The sequence below is a fragment of the Streptomyces sp. NPDC126503 genome (assembly GCF_040302405.1).
GTDB lineage: Bacteria > Actinomycetota > Actinomycetes > Streptomycetales > Streptomycetaceae > Streptomyces > Streptomyces gulbargensis.
In genome coordinates, this window is the sequence record NZ_JBEORS010000006.1 from 14670 (window position 1) to 35456 (window position 20787).

Sequence of the window (20787 nt, forward strand, 5' to 3'; positions counted from 1 at the left end):
GCGCGGGGCGGGCTCAGGCGGTGGTGGCCCGGGCGGTGGCGCGGAACGCTTCGAGGACCGGGTTCAGGCGGGCGAAGAAGCCGGGGAGGTCCTGCTGGAAGTAGAAGTGGTCACCGGGAAGGACCTCGGGGGTCACCTCGTGTCCGGCCACGAGGGCCCAGCCGCCGAGCATGTCCACCGGGACGATCGGGTCGGCGTCCCCGCCGAGGACGGCGACCGGGCAGTCGAGCCGCACGTCGGGGGCGGTGCAGCGGTAGGCGTCGTCGATGGCGAAGTCGGCCCGGATGGACGGCAGGACGATCTCGCGGAGCTCCGGGTCGTCGAGGATGCCGTCGTCGGTGCCGCCGCGCTCCTTGATGGCGGCGACCAGCTCGTCGTCGTCCAGCCGCTCCGGGTGCACCGGGGCCTGGTTGGGCAGGACGGGTGCCCGGCAGGCGGAGGCGACGAGCCCGTGCGGGGTGCGGCCGGCGGCCTGCAGGGCCCGGGCCACCTCGAAGGCGACCAGGGAACCCATGCTGTGCCCCAGCACGACCAGGGCGCCGGTGTCGGCCGGCAGAGCCTCGGCCACGGGCAGCGCCAGGTCGTCCACGGAGCCGGGCAGGTCCTCGGAGAAGCGGGCGCCACGGCCCGGGTACTGGCCGATGAGCAGGCGGACGTCGGCGGGAAGGTGCGCGCGCCAGCCGCTGTACGCGTGGGCGTTGCCGCCCGCGTGCGGCAGGACGAGCAGCGAGAGGCGGTGGGGGCCGTCGCCGGGCAGGTCCCAGACGACGTCCTCGGGGGCGGGCGCGAAGGAGGAGGCGCTCATGAGCTGATCCGATCTGTCTCGGTACGGCGGCGGAGGGCCGGGCGGGCCTTCCGGGGCGCCGGAGCGGTCGTGAGGGTGTCGATGTGCGCGGCGAGCCGGGCGGGGGTGGGGTGCTGGAAGACGTCGCGCACGGTGAGGCGTACACCGAGGGCGGCGGCGATGTGGTTCGTGAGGCGGGCGGCGAGGAGGGAGTGTCCGCCGAGGGCGAAGAAGTCGTCATCGATGGTGAGTTCGGTACCGGCGGGCGTGTCGAGGGTGCGGGCCAGGAGAGCCAGCAGCGTCTCTTCGAGCGGGGTCCTCGGGGCACGTCCGCCGGTGGTGAGGGTGGCAGGGGTGGGCAGGGCCCGCTTGTCGATCTTCCCGTTGGGTGTCAGCGGCAGCCGGTCGAGCACCGTCACGTAGGTCGGGACGAGGTGTTCGGGCAGCCGGTCGGCCACATGCCGGCGGATGTCGTCCGAAGGCGTGTCACGGCTGGTGACCAGGTAGGCGGCGAGCCGGTCCTGGTGGACGGTGACGACGGCCTGCGTCACGTCCGGGTGGGCCAGCAGCGCGGCCTCGGTCTCCCCCGGCTCGACCCGGAAACCCCGGATCTTGATCTGATCGTCCACCCGGCCCTCGTAGACGAGCCGCCCGTCCCGGTCGAAACGCGCCAGATCGCCCGTGCGGTAGAGACGCGAGCCCGCCCCGCCGAACGGGTCCGGCACGAACCGCACAGCGGTCAGATCCGGACGCCCGAGATAACCATGGGCCAGCCCCTCACCCGACAGATACAACTCACCGATGACGCCCGGCGGGCACAGGTGGAGGGCGCGATCGAGCACGTAGGCGCCCTTGTTGAGCAGCGGGACGCCGATGGGGACGGGAGTGGGGGCACCGGCTTCGACGGTGTGGGTGGTGGTGAAGCCCATCGACTCCGCCGGCCCGTACCCGTTCACCACCCGGATCGCGGGTCGCAGCTCCTGAAGCTTGCGCACATGCACCGGGGAAGCGGCCTCACCACCGGTGAACGCGACCGTGACCGTCTCGAACGCCTCCGGATGCTCGTCCACCAGGAAGTTGAACAGACTCGCCGACAACTGCAGCATCGTCACCCCGTGCCGCCGCGACAGCGCACTGATCAACACCGGCTCCGGACGCTGCCCCGGCTGCAGCACCGTCGTCCCGCCGTGCAGCAGCGCACCCCAGAACTCCAGACTGAACGCGTCCCACGACACCGGCGAGCACTGCAGGAACACCTCGTCCGGACCGAAGTTCCCGTACGACTGACCACTCACCGTCGACACCAGATTCCGGTGCGACGACACGATCCCCTTCGGCCGCCCCGTCGACCCCGACGTGAACATCACACACGCCGGATCGTCCGCACCGACCGCGACACCGGGGTTATCGGCAGGGTGGGTGGCGTCCGGATCCGTGGTGTGAGTGATCCAGGGGCCTTCGAGGCGCCCCGCGAGCCCCGGCGCGGTCACGAGATGCCCGATCCCGGCGTCCACGGCCGCCGAACGCAGACGCTCGTCGGGGAAGTCGGGATCGAGGAGGGTGTACGCCGCTCCCGTCTTCACCACGGCCAGCACCGCGACCGCGAAGTCCGCGCCCCGCTCGAGGAGCACGCCCGCCAGGCCGCCGCGTCCGAGGCCCTGGGCGTGGAGAAGGTGCGCCAGGCGGTTGGCGGAGGCGTTGAGTTCGGCGTACGAGATCCGCCGGCCGCCGTCCACCAGCGCCGTACGGCCCGGGTGGAGCCGTACCCGCTCCTCGAAGCGGGCGACCAGGGAGGCGTCGCCGGTGTCGGCGGTGGTTCCCGACCACGGTCCGGTGAGCAGGTCACGCTCGGCGCGGGTGAGCACGTCGAGGCCGGAGAGCCGGCGGCCCGGGTCGGTCAGCACCTGGTCGAGGACGAGGCGGAGGACGGTGGCCATGCGCCGTACCGTCTCCGGGTCGAACAGGTCGGTGGCGAAGAGGATGGCGCCGTGCAGGCGCCGGCGGTCGTCGGAGCGGAGCAGGAATTCGAGGTCGAACTTGGCGGCGCCGTTGCCCGTGAGGGCGACGGCGCCGGTACGGACGCCGGGAAGGTCCAGCCGGGGCGCGCCCCCCGTTTCCAGGCCGAGGCAGATCTGGAAGAGAGGGTGGCGGGCGAGCGTACGGGCCGGGTTGACCGCTTCGAGGACCAGGTCGAAAGGGGCTTCCTGGTGGGCGAAGGCGTCCAGGTCGGCCGTCCGCACCCGGCTGAGGAGTTCACGGAAGGTGGGGTCACCCGCGCTGTCCGTGCGGAGCACGAGGGTGTTCACGAAGAACCCGACCAGTTCTCCCAGGGCCTCGTCGCCACGGCCCGCCACCGGTGAACCGATCGCCAGGTCGGCTCCCGCGCCCAGCCGGGTCAGGGCGGCGACGAGGGCGGCGTGCACGACCATGAAGGGGGTGCAGCCCTCCTCGCGGGCGAGCGCGGCGATGCGCTCGAAGACGTCCTGCCCCAGGTCGATCTCGGCCTGGCCACCCCGGTGGGAGGCGAGCGCGGGGCGCGGCCGGTCGGGGGTCAGCCCGTGTTCCTCCGGGAGACCGTCCAGGGCGGTGCGCCAGTAGGCGAGTTCGCGGGTCAGGAGACTCCGCGGGTCGTCCGGTGAGCCCAGGACCCGCCTCTGCCAGGCGGCGTGGTCGGCGTACTGGACGGGGAGCGGTTCCAGGCCGTCCCCGCCGTAGGCGCGCTCCAGGTCCGCGAAGAAGGCGCCGTTCGACAGTCCGTCGGTGGCGATGTGGTGCACCACCAGCGACAACACCGATGACCCGTCGGCAAGTTCGAGGAGCAGTGCGCGCAGGGGGAGGTCGGCGGACAGGTCGAAGACGTGCCCCGCCGCCGCCGCCAGCTCGGCGTCCAGGCGGTCGGCCGCCACCGGCCGCCGTTCCACCGTGACGCGGGCCCGTTCGGCGGGGAGGATCCGCTGACGCGGCTCTCCGTCGACGGCCTCGAACACGGTCCGCAGCGGGGCGTGGCGGGCGACGACGGCGTTGAGCGCCGACGTGAGGGCTTCGGCGTCCAGGCCGCCGTCCACGCGGACGGCCATCGGCACGTTGTAGGCCGCGCTCCCGCCGTCCAGCTGGGACAGCAGCCACAACCGCCGCTGCCCGAACGACGCCGGGGGCAGCTCGCCGTCGCCCTCCCCCGCCACGAGCGGCGGAAGGGCCGTGCGCTCACCGCCCTGTGCGGAGATCAGCTCCGCGAGGCCGGCCACCGTCGGCCGCCCGAAGACGTCCCGGATGGTCAGCCGCGCGCCCACGGCCTCCGCGATCCGGTTCGTGAGGCGGGCGGCGAGGAGGGAGTGTCCGCCGAGGGCGAAGAAGTCGTCGTCGATGGTGAGTTCGGTACCGGCGGGCGTGTCGAGGGTGCGGGCCAGGAGAGCCAGCAGCGTCTCTTCGAGCGGGGTCCTCGGGGCGCGTCCGCCGGTGGTGAGGGTGGCAGGGGTGGGCAGGGCCCGCTTGTCGATCTTCCCGTTGGGTGTCAGCGGCAGCCGGTCGAGCACCGTCACGTAGGTCGGGACGAGGTGTTCGGGCAGCCGGTCGGCCACATGCCGGCGGACCGCGTCAGGAGAGACGGACGTGCTGGTGACCAGGTAGGCGGCGAGCCGGTCCTGGTGGACGGTGACGACGGCCTGCGTCACGTCCGGGTGGGCCAGCAGCGCGGCCTCGGTCTCCCCCGGCTCGACCCGGAAACCCCGGATCTTGATCTGATCGTCCACCCGCCCCTCGTAGACGAGCCGCCCGTCCCGGTCGAAACGCGCCAGATCGCCCGTGCGGTAGAGACGGGAACCCGCCCCGCCGAACGGGTCCGGCACGAACCGCACAGCGGTCAGATCCGGACGCCCGAGATAACCATGGGCCAGCCCCTCCCCCGACAGATACAACTCTCCCGTCATTCCGGGCGGGCAGAGGTTCAGGTACGGGTCCAGGACATGAGCTCCCTTGTTGACGAGGGGCGTCCCGATCGGAATCACCGTCTGCCTGTCCCACGCCTCGACGGTGTGGGTGGTGGTGAAGCCCATCGACTCCGCCGGCCCGTACCCGTTCACCACCCGGATCGCGGGCCGCAGCTCCTGAAGCTTGCGCACATGCACCGGGGAAGCGGCCTCACCACCGGTGAACGCGACCGTGACCGTCTCGAACGCCTCCGGATGCTCGTCCACCAGGAAGTTGAACAGACTCGCCGACAACTGCAGCATCGTCACCCCGTGCCGCCGCGACAGCGCACTGATCAACACCGGCTCCGGACGCTGCCCCGGCTGCAGCACCGTCGTCCCGCCGTGCAGCAGCGCACCCCAGAACTCCAGACTGAACGCGTCCCACGACACCGGCGAGCACTGCAGGAACACCTCACCCGGGCCGAAGTTCCCGTACGACTGACCACTCACCGTCGACACCAGATTCCGGTGCGACGACACGATCCCCTTCGGCCGCCCCGTCGACCCCGACGTGAACATCACACACGCCGGATCGTCCGCACGGATGGCCAGACCGAGATTGCCGTCCGCACCGGACTTCTCGCTCTCCCCGGCCAGATGGGTCGCCCACGGTCCTTCGAGGCGCCCCGCGAGCCCCGGCGCGGTCACGAGATGCCCGATCCCGGCGTCCACGGCCGCCGAACGCAGCCGCTCGTCGGGGAAGTCGGGGTCCAGCAGCACATGGGCGGCGCCGGTCTTCAGGACGGCGAGGACGGCGGTGGCGAAGGAAGTTCCGCGTTCCAGGAGGACACCGGCCAGGTCACCCCGCCCCAGTCCGCGCGAGCGGAGGAGGTGCGCCAACCGGTTTGCGGAAGCGTTGAGTTCGGCGTACGAGATCCGCCGGCCGCCGTCCACCAGCGCCGTACGGCCCGGGTGGAGCCGTACCCGCTCCTCGAAGCGGGCGACCAGGGAGGTGTCGGTGGGGGTGCCGGCCGGGCCGGCCCATGCCCCGGTGAGGAGGGCGCGTTCCGCGGGGAGCAGGACGTCCGGATCGGCGATCCTGGCGGCGGCCGAGCCCGCGGCGTCCGCGAGGAAGCCGCTGACGAAGGCGGCGAAGCGGTCCTGGTGGGCGGCGGTCAGCTCCGGGTCGACGTCCGTGACGGGGGTGTCGAAGTCGATGCGGAGACCGTGGGCGGCGCCGAGATCGAGGACGGCGACGTTCAGGCCGTGGACCGGGCCGTTGCTCACGTTGTGGTTGACGGTGGGATGGCCGCAGACGGTCAGTTCGGCGTGGAAGCCCATGATGTTGAGGACCGGACCGGCGGGCCGGCGGCCGGCGAGGGATCCGGCGTCCCGGCGCAGGTCCTCGTAGCGGGTCCGCTGATGGCGCAGTCCGTGCTTGACCTCGGCGGCGACGGCGCGGACCAGCTCGCCGAAGCGGTCCCCGGGGCGTACCGCGAGGCGCAGGGGGACGATGTTCGACATCATGCCGGGGGTGCTGCGGGCGGTGCGGGTGGTGCGGCCGGTCACCGGCAGGGCGATGACGAGCTCCTCACGGGCGGTGACGCGGTGGAGGTAGGCCGCGAAGAGGGCGACGAGGAGGACGGACCAGTTGACGCGTGCGGCGCGGGCGGCGGTACGGAGCCGGTCCGCATCGGCGGGCGGGAGGAGGACGCTGCGCCGGGCGAAGGGCAGGCGGCCGTGGGCGGCCGGTGCCCGGTCGCGGCCCCGGACGAGGTCGGCGGGGGCGTCCGGGGCTCCGGCGAGGTGGACACGCCAGGCGGCGAGGTCGGCGGCGGCCTCGTCGGAGGCGCGGTACGCGGTGTCCTCGGCGAGGAGGTCGGCCAGGGAACCGAAGGGGGACGGGCCCCAGGGTTCGCCGGCGACGGCCCGCTCGTACAGCTCGACGAGCCGGGCGAGGGCCAGGGAGGCGCCGGCGCCGTCCACGACCAGGTGGTGGAAGCCGTAGAAGTAGAAGAACCGCTCCTCCCCCAGTTTGACGAGCGCGCACCGGACCGGGGGTTCGCCGGTCAGGTCGAACGGCGTGCCGATGAGTCCGTCGACGAGTTCCCAGGCCGCCGCCTCGGGGTCGGCCGCGCCGCTGACGTCGGCGAACGGCAGGGTGCGGGTGCCGGCGTCGGCGTCGAGGAGCTGCCAGACCCGCTCGCCGTCCTCCTCGAAGCCGCGAACGCGCAGGAAGTCGGCCTCCTCCACCAGGCGCCGCCAGGCGGCCGCCATGAGGTGGGGGTCGACGGGGCCGTTGATCTCCCGGCACTCGCCGACGTTGTACGAGACGCCGGTGGGGTCGAGGAGGTGGGCCGTCCAGATGTCCCGCTGGGCCACGGAGAGCGGCAGCCGCACGGCGGCCGGTGCGGATGCGACGGGCGTGTCGAACGGCATGGGGGCTCCTGTGGGGTCACGTCACGGTGGTGGCGGCCCCGGGTGGCATCCCGGCCGGGGCGGCCCTGGCCATACAACCCCTGCGTGTGGGCCCCGAGCGGCAGTTGATCCGGCGGTACGGCAGCGGAACGGCGGCGCTGCGGCAGTCAGGCGGCAGCGGGGGCGGCGACGGCGGGGGCGGCGGAAGCGCGGGCTTCCGGCATTCCGGCGGAGGCGCAGGAGGCGGCGTGCGCCGGGGGGCCGGGCTCCTGGCGGGCGGCGAGGGCCCGGACGACGCGCAGCACCCGGAAGGTGGAGCGGCCGTGGTCGGTGCCGGGGCGGATGACGCCGCCGATGAGCAGCGTCCGGACCATGCGGCCGCAGTCCGGCAGGGACCGGCCGGTGAGCCGGACGACCTCGTCCAGGTCGAAGTCGTCCCCGGCCGCCGTGCACAGTCGGCCGACGAGTTCCCGCGACGAGGCGGGGAGTTGGGCGAGGGTGCGGTCGACGCCGTCGCGGAGGTGGGAGCCGGAACGGCCGTCGGCGAGGTGGTCGAGGAGCGCCGCCGGGTCGGTCTCCACGATGCCGCGCAGGGTGGGCAGGTCGCAGACGGTGAGCCAGGACGCGGCCGCGGCGAGGGCGAGCGGGTGCCCGTCGAGACGGTGCGCCACCCAGGCGACGTCGGCGAGGCTGCGCTCGTCGGGGACGATGTCGGGGCGCACCTGGCGGATCCGGCCGAGGAGGAACCGTACGGCGGGGGCGTCGGCGCCGGCCGGGGCGTCGGGCCGCGGGGCGTCGAGAGGCGCGAGGAGGAAGAGGCGTTCGCCGGGGACGTTCCAGGGCGTGTCGGCGGTGACGAGGACGCGCAGGCCGGGGAGTTCGCGCAGCAGCCGGGTCAGGCGCGGGAAGTCGAGCCGGGCCGGCGCGGCGCCGTCGAGGACCAGGAGGGCGTCGCGGTCCCCGAGCGCGGCGAGGAGGGCGGCGGGCGGCTGCTCGTCGGCGGGGGCGGGGGCGCCGTACGACGCCCCGGCACCGGTGCCGTACGCAGTGGTCGTATCAGGGTGCGTACGGGGCTCGGGTGTCTGGAGGTGGGCGGCGCAGGCGGTGGTCACGGCGAGCAGCGGGTCGTCGTCGGGCGGCAGGGAGTCGGTGACCGCCCCGGGGGCCGTGTGCCAGAGGACGGGGAAGCCCGCGTCGTGCAGCCGGGCGGCGGTCTCCAGGGCGAGCCGGGTCTTGCCGACGCCGCTCAGACCGACGACGGTGACGAGGCGCTCGGCGCCGGAACGCAACTCCTCGGCGAGGACGGTGGCCTCGGCCTGGCGGCCGATCAGGGGGTGGAGGGGGGCGGGCGGCGCGCACCGCTCCAGGAGCAGGTGCCGGCTGCCGCCGCCGTGGTGGCCGCGGCGCACGGCCTCCTCGAGGGCGGTCCTGGCACGGGGGCCGAGCCGTAGCCCGTCGGCTATCAGGCGGATCGTTTCGGCACGCGGTCGGAGGGCCTTGCCCTTCTCCAGGTCCCGGATGGCGCGGACGCTGATGGTGGAGAGGTCCGCGAGTTCGCGCTGGGTGAGCCCGATGCGGAGGCGGTGTCCGCGGATGAGGGTGCCGAGGGCGGCGGTGGCCGTCGTCGTGCCCTCGGGGGAGAGACCGGTCGTCATGGAGAACTCCCGCTGGTCAGGTGGGGGCGGGGCCGGGCGGCGGCCGGCCTGGTCGGGGCCGGTCGCGGCGGTGACCTCGCCGTCTGCTGGGGTCCAGACTCCGAAGGCCGCCTATCGACGGGGCATCGCGTCACTAACCGGGGAAGGCGCCGCTCCCGGGGTCGCACGCGGTCCGCCGGCGGCCGCGTGACAGCGGTCCGGGCGGGCGTGATACCGGGGGCGGCACGGTGATAGCGGGGGGATAGGACAGCGGCCGGTGCGGTGAATCCGCTGCTCCCTACGTTGGTGGTCAGAAGGAAACGCCAGCCCCGCAGAGACGGAGAATCCGATGTCGAAGACCACCGCCCCCCGCCGCACCGCCCTCCGCGCCGCCGTCACCTCCGCGCTGATCGTCCTGGTGACGGGCGTCGGCCTCCAGACGAGCTGGGCCGACGAGACCGCCCCGGCCACCACCACCCCGGGCACCTCGGCGACCCCCACCCCGGGTGCGACGGGCGGCACCGGCACCACCGACGGCAACAACCCCTGGGACTGAACACCGCACCGTACGCCGGTCACGAGCGGACCGGTCACCCGGCCCCCCCGGCCTGCGGCCCCCGAGCCTCCCGCCCGCGCGGTGAACGCCCTCCGCCCGGGCGCCCCGCTCTCAGGCACCCCCGCTCACTCGAACCCCCGCTCACCGCGGTCGCCCTCGCTCACCGCGGTCGCCCTCGCTCAGCAGGCGCCGAGCAGCCGCTCCGCCTCCGCCAGCTCCCGGACCATCCGCCGCTCCCGGAACACCGCGACCGCGGGCGTCAGCAGCTCCCGCGAGCGCCCCGGCTCCTCCTTCAGCAGCCGAGCGAGGTCGAGGCGCGCCAGTGCGCCCCCGCTAAAATCCATGATCTGCTCCCGCGCGGCGACCGCCCGGTCGTAGAAGTCACGGGCCCGGTCCGGCCGCCCCATCATCGCGAAGGCGTGCCCCAGGTCGCGCAGCAGGTGTCCTTCGCCGATCACGTCGCCGGAGTCCCGGCAGAGTTCCAGCACCTCGGTGAAGGTGAGGACCGCCAGGTCGCTCTGCCCCTGTTCCAGGAGCACCTGGCCGACCCGCCGCAGGGTCCGGGCGCGACCGCCCGTGTAGCCGACGCCCTCGTAGATGTCGAGCGCCTCGTCGAGCTGCCGCTGCGCGAGGCCGATCTCGCCCTGCCGCATGCGGATGTGGGCGCTCTGGGTGAGGACGATGGCGCGGCCGACGACGTCCCCGGCCCGGTCGAAGTCGGCGAGGGAGCGCCGGTAGAGCTCCAGGGCGGTGGCGTCGTCGCCGCCGGTCCGGGCGATGAGGGCCATGTCGCGGCGGCAGAGCGCCTCGCCCATGGGTTCGTCGAGGGCCTGGAAGACGTCGAGTGCCGAGGTGAGGGCCTGCCGGGCGGTGTCGTACTGGCTGCGGCTCATGTAGAGCGAGCCGAGGGAGGCCCGGACGGCGGCGGTGCCGCGCAGGTTGCCCGCCTTGCGGACGGCGGCGAGGGCGGTGAGATGGGTCCGTTCCCAGAGGTCGTAGTGGCCGCGCACCTCGAACAGGGTGACGAGGGAGGTGGCGAGGTCCCAGCAGAGGTCGTGCAGTCCTTCGTCGGCGGCGTGCCCGACCATGCCGCACAGGGCGGTCTGTTCGGCGTCGAGCCAGGCCAGGGGGTCGGCGAGGGTGTCGTCGGTGTACGCGGCGGGCGGCTCCCAGCGGGAGGCGTCGCCGTGCAGGACGGTGAAGTCACCGCCGTAGACCTTGCGGTGGGCCTCCTGGGCCAGGTGCATCCAGCCGCCGGCCATGCGGGCGAAGGCGGCGCGCCGGGCCTCGGGCGGGTGCTGGGCGGCCAGCTGTTCGCGGGCGTAGACGCGGATGATCTCGTGGAAGCGGTAGCGGAAGCCGCCGGTCGGTTCGACCCCGGCGACGTCGAGCATCTGCACGTCGACGAGGGGTTCCATGAGGTCGGAGGGGAAGGGGCGGCGGTCGTCGAGGAGAGCGCCGGCGAGCCAGCTCGGCAGGGTGGGGGCCTGGGCCATGCTCAGCAGCCGCAGCAGGCCGCGGTCCTCGGGGGCCAGTCCCTCGTAGGTGAGGGAGAGGCTGGCCCGCATGGTCATCTCGCCGTGGGTGAGCTCGTCCAGCCGGTTCCGTTCGTCGGCGAGCCGCTGCACCATCGAGGCCAGCGTCCAGTGCGGGCGGGCGGCGAGGCGGGCGGCGACGATCCGCAGGGCGAGCGGGAGCCGGCCGACGGTGCGGACGAGGGCCTCGGCGGCGACGGCCTCGCCGGCGACCCGGTCCGCGCCGATGATGCGCGCGAGGAGTTCCAGGGCACGGTCCTCGTCCAGGACGTCGAGTTCGACGCGGTGGGCGCCGGGCAGGGCGGTGAGACGGGCGCGGCTGGTGACGAGGACGGCGCAGCCCCGGCTGCCGGGGAGCAGCGGCAGGACCTGACCCTCGCCCGCGGCGTCGTCCAGGACCACGAGGAGGCGGCGGGCGGCGAGACGGGTGCGGTACATCTCGGCGCGCTCGTCGAGGGTTTCGGGGATGAGCTGGCCGGGGATGCCGAGGGCGCGCAGGAACCGTCCGAGGACTTCGACGGGGGTGGCGGGGGCTCCCGTGGTGCCGCGCAGGTCGCAGTAGAGCTGTCCGTCGGGGAAGCCGGTCTCCGCCAGGGCGTGGGCGACGTGGACGGCGAGGGTGGACTTTCCGGTGCCGGGTTTTCCGGTGATGGCGGCGAGTCCGACGGTGGCCCGTCCGTCGTCGCCGGTGAGCGCCTTCTCCAGGGCGGCGAGCCGCTGTGCGTCTGCGACGAAGTCGGCGGTGTCGGCGGGCAGTTGGTGCGGCACTGTGTCGTGGCGTGCGGGGGCGGAGCCGGGTGCGGGCGCCGCGCCGGCGGTTGGTGCCTCCTCCCCCTCCTCGGCCGGGCGGGCGGCCGGGGCCGGGACGGCGGGAGCGGACGGGGCGGCGGGCGCCGGGAGTTCTCCGGCGAGGATGGCCGCCTCGAGGTCGCGCAGTTCGCGGCTGGGTTCGAGGCCGAGTTCCTCGGCGAGGTAGCGGCGGGCGGCGCGGAAGGCCTCCAGGGCTTCGGCCTGGCGGCCGGACCAGTACAGGGCCTGGATGAGCTGCCCGTGGAGTTTCTCGCGCAGCGGGTGTTCGTGGGTGAGCATCTGAAGCTCGCTCACCAGGCGGTCGTGGTGGCCGAGTTCGAGTTCGAGCCGGATGCGGAGCTCGACGGCGGCGAGCCGCTCCTCGTTGAGCCGGCGGGCCCTGTTGGCGAGCGGGCCGGAGTCGAGACCGGTGAGGCAGTCCCCCTGCCACAGGGTGACGGCCGATCTCAGGATCCCCACCGCTTCCTCCGGGCGCCCGGTCTCGCCGAGGCCGCGGGCGCGCTGGACGAGTGCCGTGAAGAGGGCGGCGTCGACGTTGTCGGCGCCGGTGTGGAGGACGTAGCCGGGCGGCCGGGTGACGAGGGAGACCTCGCCGTCGGCGGCGGCGAGCATCTTCCGCAGCCGGGAGACGCAGATCTGGACCTGGGTGCGGGCCGTCTCCGGCGGGTTGTCCTCCCAGATGAGGTCGACGAGCTGACTGGTGCTGACGACCCTGTTGCTCTCCAGGAGCAGCGCGGCGAGGATCATCTCCTGCCGCCCCGGGGGCACGCGCAGCGGCCCGGCGGCCCCCTGGACCTGCAGCGGCCCCAGGACCCGGAAGGTGAGCCGGGGCCCGTCCGGGTCGCTCTGATCCGTTAACCCGCCGTCGGCAGCAGCCACTGATTCCCCCACGCAACAGATGAGTCGACACGCCGGACAGCACCGGACGGGACCGGACCGCGCAGGTACACGCCGGGACGCCAGGATCGAGTGAAGACAGTCTCCACATCCCTCCCTGTCCTGTCCATGCCGTGAAGATCCCTGTCGCGATAAGCGGGCGATAACAGGGAGTTGGGCGCGCGCCGCATCGTGGACGGGAAGGGGAAAGGGGTGGGCGCCGTTGAACGGCCATGACGACACGAGGACGCTACCGAGGGGAGGGGCGGGACCGGTGGATCTGCTGACCGCCGCGGGCGCCGATCACGTCCGTCTGCTCTACGACTACCTCGACGCGGGAGACCCGGACGGATGCGGTTCACTGCTGCACGAGGCGGTGGTGGTGGAGTTCCCGGGGCGTCCGCCCGCCCGGGGCCGTACGGAGGCACTGCGCGCCCACGCCCTCCCCCGCGTCCGCCACGCCGTCGACCGCCTGACGGCCCGCGACCGCACGGTGACCGTCACCGGCCGCCGGATCCCCGCGGACGGCACCGCCCGTGAGCAGGGTTTCGTGGACGTCTTCACCGTCGGGGACGACGGCCTGCTGCGCACCTGGACGCGCTCCTTCACCGCCGTACCGTGACGGCCGCCCGGAAGCACCGGACGACCCCGGCGGAACACCGCCGGGCCCCGGGCGCACGCCGGACGGCCCCGCCGGCCCCGCGGGCCGTGCCGGGTAGGGGCCCCGCCCGCCGGCGGCGCGCCGGGCGCCGGTTCCCTGTCCCCGCGCGCCCGTGGCGGGCGGCCGGGTCCGTCAGGCCTCGAGCGCGTCCGCGACCGAGCCGTAGAGGGAGAACACGGTGTCGGCGCCGGTCAGCTCGAGCACCCGCATCACGCCGGGGGTGACCCCGGCCAGGCGCAGCTCCGACCCCGCGGCGACCGCCGCCGCGCGGGTGCGCAGCAGCAGGTTCAGGCCCGAGGAGTCGCAGAAGCCGACCTGCGCGAGGTCGACCACCAGCGCGGGCGGCCGCTCCTCGGCGAGGCCGGTCAGCCCCTCCTGGACGGCCGCCAGGGTGTCGAAGTCGAGGTCCCCGGCGATCGTGACCACGGCCACGCCCGTCTCGGTCCGGTGCGTCCGCAGCGACACCGCGGCCTCGGCGCGCGGCACCTCGGCCGGTGACGCCTCCGGCCCGGGTGCGCCCTGCGCCGCGGTCTCCTGCCCGTTGTCGGCTCGCATCGTGATGGTGTGCTCCTTGCGTACGAACGGAAAAGGGGGCTACCCGCGCTCAGGTCCCTGGACCGAGACGCCGACGAGGCAGGTGTCGTCGTCCGTGTCCGAGCCGCTGTAGCGCAGGAGGTGGTCCAGGCGCGCCTCGAGGGAGTTGGGGCGCTCACCGGACTCGCTGTCGGCCTTCTCGGTCAGGGCGACCAGGTTCGCCAGGGAGGTCTGCAGCCCCTGGTCACGGCGTTCGATGAGGCCGTCGGTGTACATCACCAGGACGTCGCCGGGCTGGAGGTGGACCTCGTCCTCGTCGTACTCCGCCTGTTCCAACACGCCGAGGAGGATACCGCCGAGCTGCGGAAGGGTGGTCGCGCGCCCCTCCCGAAGGAGGACCGGAGGCAGGTGCCCGGCGCGCGCCCAGCGCAGACGGCGGGTCGCGGGGTCGTACAGGCCGCAGGCCGCGGTCGCCGTGAGGTTCTCGGTGAGCTGGTGCGTGATGCTGTTGAGCCAGGTCAGCAGCTGCGCGGGGCCCGCGCCGGTGGCGGCGAGGCCGCGCAGGGCGTTGCGCAGCGCGACCATGCCGGTGGCGGCGTCGATGCCGTGGCCGGCGACGTCGCCCACGCAGAGCAGCACCTCGCCCGAGGGCAGGGTGAGGGTGTCGTACCAGTCGCCGCCGACGAGGTGCTCCTTCTCGGCCGGCCGGTAGCGGACGGCCACCTGCAGGTCGTGGAGGCTGAAGGTGCCGCGGGCCGGCGGCATGATCGCGTGCTGCAGCTGGAGGACGAGGCGGTTGCCCTCGGCCGCCTGCAGCTCGGTCTGGATCAGCTGGTCCCGCGTCGCGGCGAGCGCCACCTCCGTCCAGTGCTGGGCGGAGATGTCCTGGTACGCCCCCCGGACGACGCGCAGGCCCGCGTCGGGGTCGCGCACCGGCTCGGCGACGATACGGATGTGGCGGGCGACGCCGTCGGGGCGCTGGAGCCGGAAGGCGGTGGACGCCGGCCGCTCGTGGTGCAGCAGCGTGCGCAGGAACCGGCCGATGTTGTGCTGGTCGTCGGGGTGGACGTGTTCGGCGAGCTGGTCCAGCGGGATCGGCTGCGCGGTGGGTGACAGGCCGTGCAGCTCGTAGACGGTCTCGTTCCAGGCGATCTGGCCGGTCTGCAGGTTCTCCTCGAAGCCGCCGATCCGTCCGAGGCGCTGGGCGTGCTGGAGCAGCCGCGCCACCCGGGGCGTTCCGTCGTCGAGGCGCCAGACCACGGCCACGCTGTCGCCGTGGCGGCTGATGCTCACCCGGGCCCGGGCGCTGAGCGGCACGCCTTCGACCATGGCGGTGAGCTTCATGTTGGTGGCGCGGAACGGCTCGCCGGTGACGAAGACGTGCTCGACCTTCTCCATCAGGCCGCCGGCCTCCGCGGCGAGCGGGTACGCCTCCAGGAGACCGGCGCCCACGATGGCGCCGGCGGGGCGGCCGGCGAAGTCGACGAAGGCCGGGTTGACGTACCGGATGGTGAATTCGAGGGGCATCTCCGCGCTGTCCGGCGCCATCTGGAGGATGAGGCACGGGTCGGAGAGGCCGTCGACGAGCCGGCGGAGGTCCTCCAGGTGCGCGTCCGGCGCGTCCTGTTCGGTGCCGCCGAGGTCGGACCAGGTCTCCAGGGTCGCCGCGGCGAGCTCCGCGAGCGCCTCGAACTGCCGCTCCAGCGACTGGGACAGCGCCGGCAGCCGGTCGGGCCAGCAGATCTCCAGGACGCCGGTGAGGCGTCCGCCGATCCCGGCGGGGACGGCGAGCCGCCCGCCGCCCACGTCGTGCTGCCCGATCGACGGCAGGGCGGCGTCGGCCAGGGTGGCGTAGCCGACGGCGGCCCGCTCGTCGAGGGCCCGGCGGGCGGGCGTGGGCACACCGGGCGGCACGTGCCGCCAGCGGGTGGCCTCCTGGGAGCTGAAGCCCGCGCTGCCGGCGAGGGACAGGGACTGGTCGGGGTGGGCCGCCCAGATGGCGACGGCGACGGCGCCGAGCGGGCGGAGCGCCTGGTCGAGCATCGAGCGGGCCGCCGCGCCGGTGTCGCCGCCCGCGAGGGCGTGCGCCTCGGCGCAGCGCAGGCGCAGCGCGGCGGAGTCGGCGGCGGGCTCCGCCGAGGACCGGACGAAGTCGCGGGCGATGGCGGAGATCCGGTCCTCGGCCGCCTGGTTGACGAGATCGGCCGCGAGTTCCAGCACGGAGACGTCGGCCTGGGCGGCCAGGTCCGACAGCTGGACGGCGGCTTCGGCGGGGCTGCAGCCGAGCCGCTCGATGAGCATGCCCATGGCCATCTCGACCAGGGCGCGCCCCGCGGCGTCGGCGTGGGCCCGCTGGAGCTCCTGGCGCAGCCGCTCGACGGTGGTCGCGAGCCGGCCCACGGCGGAGGCGTCCGCGCCGCGGCCGGGCGCCGCGTCCTGCTCGCGGGCGGCGGCGGACGCGGGCCGCACGGCCGGGTCGCGCTGCGAGCCGACCCTGGGGCCGTCGGCGGACACGGCGGCGAGGCCGCCGTGCGCGCCGGGCGGTTCGGAAGACTGGTGCACGTCAGGACGCTCCTCGGATCCGTGGAATGCTATCGGCCGGTGCGCCCTAAAGCGCCAGGTGGTGCTTGAGGCGGCTGATCAGCTCCCCGGAGTCGACCGGCTTGGTGATGTAGTCGGTGGCTCCCGACGCCAGGCTCTTCTCCCGGTCGCCGACCATGGCCTTGGCCGTGACCGCGATGATCGGCAGCCGGGCGTGCTCCGGCATCGCCCGGATCGCGGCGGTGGCCGTGTAGCCGTCCATCTCCGGCATCATCACGTCCATCAGGATCACGTCGATGTCGGGGTGCGCCGCGAGGGCGTCGAGCGCCGCCCGCCCGTTCTCCGCCTGCATGACGCGCATCCCGTGCAGCTCCAGGACGCCGGTGATCGCGTACAGGTTGCGGTCGTCGTCGTCGACGACCAGGGCGGTACGGCCCGCGAGGGACGTGTCCACGTCCGACTGCCAGGCGACGCTCGTGGTGTCCGTGCCGCGCACCAGCGGGACGACGTCCCCGGGCCGGTCGGCGCTCATGTGCAGGGCGATGCGCTCGCGCAGCTCGTCGAGGCTGGTGATCACCTCCAGGAGCCGTGCGCCGTCCTGCCGCTTGAGCAGGCGCTCGTCCTCGGACGCGACGCCGCGGCCGCTGTGGACCAGGACGGGCACCGACTGGAGGGCCGGGTCGCGTTCCATCCCCTCCAGCAGGGCGAAGGCCGCGCCGTCGGCGAGGTCCAGGTCGAGGACCAGGCAGTGGCAGGGGTGGGTGGCCAGGGTGCTCGCGGCCTCCTGGGCGCCGACCGCCGTGATGACCTCGACCCCGCGCTGACCGGGCGCCTCGGCCTGGCGGTGCAGATCGCCGAGCGCGCTCTCCGCCACCAGCGAGAGGAGGCCGTTGGGCCGTGCCTCGACCACGAGCAGGCGGCGCTGCTGGGCAGGTGACGCACCGGCCGCCGGGCCCTCGTCGTACGTGACGGTTCCCTCGATGGCGACCTGCTCGCGCGCCTCCAGGGGGCGTGCCGGCGAGGTCTCGGCGAAGTCCTTGTGGACGGCCGGCAGGTAGAGGGTGAAGCTGCTGCCCTTCCCCAGGGTGCTCTCGGCGGTGATCGCCCCGCCCAGGAGGTAGGCGATCTCACGGCTGATGGACAGGCCGAGGCCGGTGCCGCCGTACTTGCGGTTGGTGGTGCCGTCGGCCTGCTGGAAGGCGCCGAAGACGGTCTCCAGGTGCTGGGGCGCGATACCGATGCCGGTGTCGTGCACCCGGAACGCCAGTACGAGGCCGTCCCGGCGGACGATGTCGGGGATCCCGGCCTCGTCGGCGGGCTCGATGTGCAGCTCGACGCCGCCCTGTTCGGTGAACTTGACCGCGTTGGACAGCAGGTTCCGCAGGATCTGGCGGAGCCGGTAGTCGTCGGTGAGGAGCTCCTCGGGGACGTCCGGCGAGGTGCGGACGGCGAACGAGAGGTTCTTCTGGCCGGTCAGCGGCCGGAAGGTGGCCTCGACGTACTCCAGGAGCACGCTCACGGGGACGACCTCGGGGGTGACGTCCATCTTCCCGGCCTCGACCTTCGACAGGTCGAGGATGTCGTTGATCAGCTGCAGCAGGTCGGAGCCGGCCGAGTGGATGATCCCGGCGTACTCGACCTGCTTCGCGGTGAGGTTCCGGGACGGGTTCTGGGCGAGCAACTGCGCGAGGATGAGCAGGCTGTTGAGCGGGGTGCGCAGTTCGTGGCTCATGTTGGCCAGGAACTCCGACTTGTACTTCGAGGCGAGCGACAGCTGGTGGGCCCGCTCCTCCAGTTCCTGGCGGGCCTGCTCGATCTCCAGGTTCTTGGTCTCGATGTCGCGGTTCTGCGCGGCCAGCAGGGCCGCCTTCTCCTCCAGCTCGCTGTTGGAGGCCTGCAGTTCCTCCTGGCGGGCCTGGAGTTCCTGCGAGCGGACCTGGAGTTCGGCGGTCAGGCGCTGGGACTCCCCGAGCAGCTCGTCGGTGCGGGCGTTGGCGACGATCGTGTTCACGTTCACCCCGATCGCCTCCATGAGCTGGTCCAGGAAGTCCCGGTGGATCTGGGTGAACCGGTGCACCGACGCCAGCTCGATGACGCCGAGCACCTGCTCCTCGACCACGATGGGCAGGACGATCAGGGACAGCGCCTCGGTCCGGCCGAGACCGCCGGCCACCGGCAGGTAGTCGGCCGGCAGGTCGTCGACGGCGATGGGGCGCCGGCCGCGCGCGGCCTGGCCGACGAAGGACTCGCCGAGGCGGAAGCGGGTCGGGCGGGCGCCGTCCGGGAAGGCGTAGGAGGCGACGAGCTGCAGGACGGTGCCGTCGGCCGTGTCCTCGGCCAGGTAGAAGGCGCCGCACTGGGCGGAGACCAGCGGCGTCAGCTCGTCCATGATGGACTCGGCGACCACCGTCAGATCGCGCCGGCCCTGCATCAGGGCGGTGATGCGGGCCAGGTTCGTCTTGAGCCAGTCCTGTTCCTCGTTGGCCCGCGTGGTCTCCCGCAGGGACTCCACCATGAAGTTGATGTTGTCCTTGAGGTCGGCGACCTCGCCGGAGGCGTCCACGGTGATCGACCGCGTGAGGTCGCCCTCCGCCACGGCGCTGGTGACCTCGGCGATCGCCCGGACCTGCCGGGTCAGGTTGCCGGCCAGCTCGTTGACGTTCTCGGTGAGTCGCTTCCACGTGCCGGAGACGCCGGCGACCTCCGCCTGGCCGCCGAGCCGGCCCTCGCTGCCGACCTCGCGCGCGACGCGCGTCACCTCCGCGGCGAAGGAGCTCAGCTGGTCGACCATCGTGTTGATGGTGGTCTTCAGCTCCAGGATCTCGCCGCGCGCGTCCACGTCGATCTTGCGGGTCAGGTCGCCGCGGGCGACCGCCGTGGTGACCTGGGCGATGTTGCGCACCTGACTGGTCAGGTTGTGCGCCATGAAGTTGACGTTGTCGGTCAGGTCCTTCCACGTGCCGGCCACGTTCGGCACCCGGGCCTGGCCGCCGAGGATGCCCTCGGTGCCGACCTCCCGGGCCACCCGCGTCACCTCGTCCGCGAAGGCCGACAGGGTGTCCACCATGGTGTTGATCACACCGGCGAGGGCGGCGACCTCGCCCTCCGCCTCCACCGTGATCTTCTGCGACAGGTCGCCCCGGGCGACCGCGGCCGCGACCTGGGCGATCGACCGGACCTGGCCGGTCAGGTTGAACGCCATCACGTTGACGTTGTCGGTCAGGTCCTTCCACGTGCCCGAGACGCCGCGCACGGTGGCCTGGCCGCCGAGGTTTCCGGCCGTGCCGACCTCCCGGGCCACGCGCGTCACCTCGTCCGCGAAGGCCGAGAGCTGGTCGACCATCGTGTTGATGGTCTCCTTCAGCTCCAGGATCTCGCCCCGCGCGTCCACCCGGATCTTCTGGGTCAGGTCGCCCTGGGCCACCGCCGTGGTGACCTCGGCGATCGCGCGGACCTGCGCGGTCAGGTTGTCGGCCATCACGTTGACCGACTCGGTCAGGTCGCGCCAGGTGCCCGAGACGCCCTTGACGTCGGCCTGGCCTCCGAGGATGCCGTCGGTGCCGACCTCGCGCGCCACACGCGTCACCTCACCGGCGAACGAGCCGAGCTGGTCGACCATCGTGTTGATGGTGCTCTTCAGCTCCAGGATCTCGCCGCGCGCGTCGACGGTGATCTTCTGCGACAGGTCGCCCTCCGCCACGGCGGTCGCGACCTGCGCGATGGCGCGGACCTGGCTGGTGAGGTTGCCGGCCATGAAGTTCACCGAGTCGGTGAGGTCCCGCCACGTACCCGAGACGCCCTTGACGTCGGCCTGGCCGCCGAGGATGCCCTCGGTGCCGACCTCGCGCGCCACACGCGTCACCTCACCGGCGAACGAGCCGAGCTGGTCGACCATCGTGTTGACGGTGTTCTTCAGCTCCAGGATCTCGCCGCGCGCGTCCACGGTGATCTTCTGCGACAGGTCGCCCTTGGCGACGGCGGTCGCGACCTGCGCGATGTCGCGGACCTGGGTGGTGAGGTTGCCCGCCATGGCGTTGACGGAGTCCGTCAGGTCCTCCCACGTACCCGAGACGCCCGGGACCTGGGCCTGTCCGCCGAGCCTTCCCTCGGTGCCGACCTCCCGGGCCACCCGCGTGACCTCCGAGGTGAACCGCGACAGCTGGTCGACCATGCCGTTGAAGACCAGGGCGATCTCGCCCAGCAGGCCGTCCGCGTCGGAAGGGAGCCGGGTGCCGAAGTCACCGTCCCGCACCGCCGTGAGGCCCGCGAGCAGCAGCCGCAGCTCCGCCTCACCGACCTGAGCGGCCGAGGACTCCGTGTCCATGCCCGCTCTCGCGGTTCCGGGCGCTGTAGAGCCAGCCATCGAACGTCGCCTCCGTAGATCGCCGGGCCAGTGCCCCGACACTCCCGTTCCTCCGCCCGACCGCCACCTGGCATTCCGCCAGATCTCGGGGCGCGTACCGCCCGGAGGCTACCCCACGGTTCACGGGCCCCCGCAAACCCGCTCCCCACCTCCTCCACCTGGTTCGG

At 73.5% G+C, this 20787-nt stretch carries 9 protein-coding genes; 2 read left to right on the top strand and 7 right to left on the bottom strand.

Annotated elements, in window-relative coordinates; translation table 11 throughout:
- Positions 1-13 precede the first annotated feature (13 nt).
- From ABTY40_RS10140 to ABTY40_RS10150, 3 genes are all read right to left on the bottom strand, one after another.
- Positions 14-805: a thioesterase II family protein gene (locus ABTY40_RS10140; RefSeq protein ID WP_352059094.1), complete on the bottom strand. Its 792-nt coding sequence runs from the start codon at positions 803-805 to the stop codon at positions 14-16.
- Positions 802-7131 carry a non-ribosomal peptide synthetase gene (locus ABTY40_RS10145; protein ID WP_352059095.1) on the bottom strand — a complete coding sequence of 2110 codons (6330 nt, stop codon included), beginning with the start codon at positions 7129-7131 and terminating at the stop codon, positions 802-804. Before ABTY40_RS10145 ends, ABTY40_RS10140 begins: the two co-directional genes overlap by 4 nt.
- A 146-nt stretch (positions 7132-7277) precedes the next feature.
- On the bottom strand, positions 7278-8765 hold the full coding sequence (locus ABTY40_RS10150; RefSeq protein WP_352059096.1) for a helix-turn-helix domain-containing protein: 1488 nt from the start codon (positions 8763-8765) through the stop codon (positions 7278-7280).
- A gap of 328 nt (positions 8766-9093) precedes the next feature.
- Here ABTY40_RS10150 and ABTY40_RS10155 point away from each other — a divergent pair, with 328 nt between their 5' ends.
- On the top strand, positions 9094-9300 hold the full coding sequence (locus ABTY40_RS10155; RefSeq protein ID WP_352059097.1) for a hypothetical protein: 207 nt from the start codon (positions 9094-9096) through the stop codon (positions 9298-9300).
- A gap of 179 nt (positions 9301-9479) precedes the next feature.
- On the opposite strand, the gene ABTY40_RS10160 is transcribed toward ABTY40_RS10155, so the two are convergent.
- Positions 9480-12524 carry an AfsR/SARP family transcriptional regulator gene (locus tag ABTY40_RS10160; RefSeq protein ID WP_352059098.1) on the bottom strand — a complete coding sequence of 1015 codons (3045 nt, stop codon included), beginning with the start codon at positions 12522-12524 and terminating at the stop codon, positions 9480-9482.
- Between the two features lie 271 nt (positions 12525-12795).
- Between ABTY40_RS10160 and ABTY40_RS10165 the strand changes: the two genes are divergently transcribed.
- Positions 12796-13143: a nuclear transport factor 2 family protein gene (locus ABTY40_RS10165; RefSeq protein WP_352059099.1), complete on the top strand. Its 348-nt coding sequence runs from the start codon at positions 12796-12798 to the stop codon at positions 13141-13143.
- Between the two features lie 171 nt (positions 13144-13314).
- On the opposite strand, the gene ABTY40_RS10170 is transcribed toward ABTY40_RS10165, so the two are convergent.
- The 3 genes from ABTY40_RS10170 to ABTY40_RS10180 are packed head-to-tail and all read right to left on the bottom strand — an operon-like array spanning position 13315 to position 20581.
- Positions 13315-13737: an STAS domain-containing protein gene (locus ABTY40_RS10170; RefSeq protein WP_352059100.1), complete on the bottom strand. Its 423-nt coding sequence runs from the start codon at positions 13735-13737 to the stop codon at positions 13315-13317.
- Between the two features lie 39 nt (positions 13738-13776).
- Positions 13777-16278: a SpoIIE family protein phosphatase gene (locus ABTY40_RS10175; protein ID WP_352059101.1), complete on the bottom strand. Its 2502-nt coding sequence runs from the start codon at positions 16276-16278 to the stop codon at positions 13777-13779.
- A gap of 46 nt (positions 16279-16324) precedes the next feature.
- Positions 16325-20581 (bottom strand): hybrid sensor histidine kinase/response regulator, encoded by a 4257-nt coding sequence (locus ABTY40_RS10180; RefSeq protein ID WP_352059102.1) that lies wholly within the window; start codon positions 20579-20581, stop codon positions 16325-16327.
- Positions 20582-20787 lie beyond the last annotated feature (206 nt).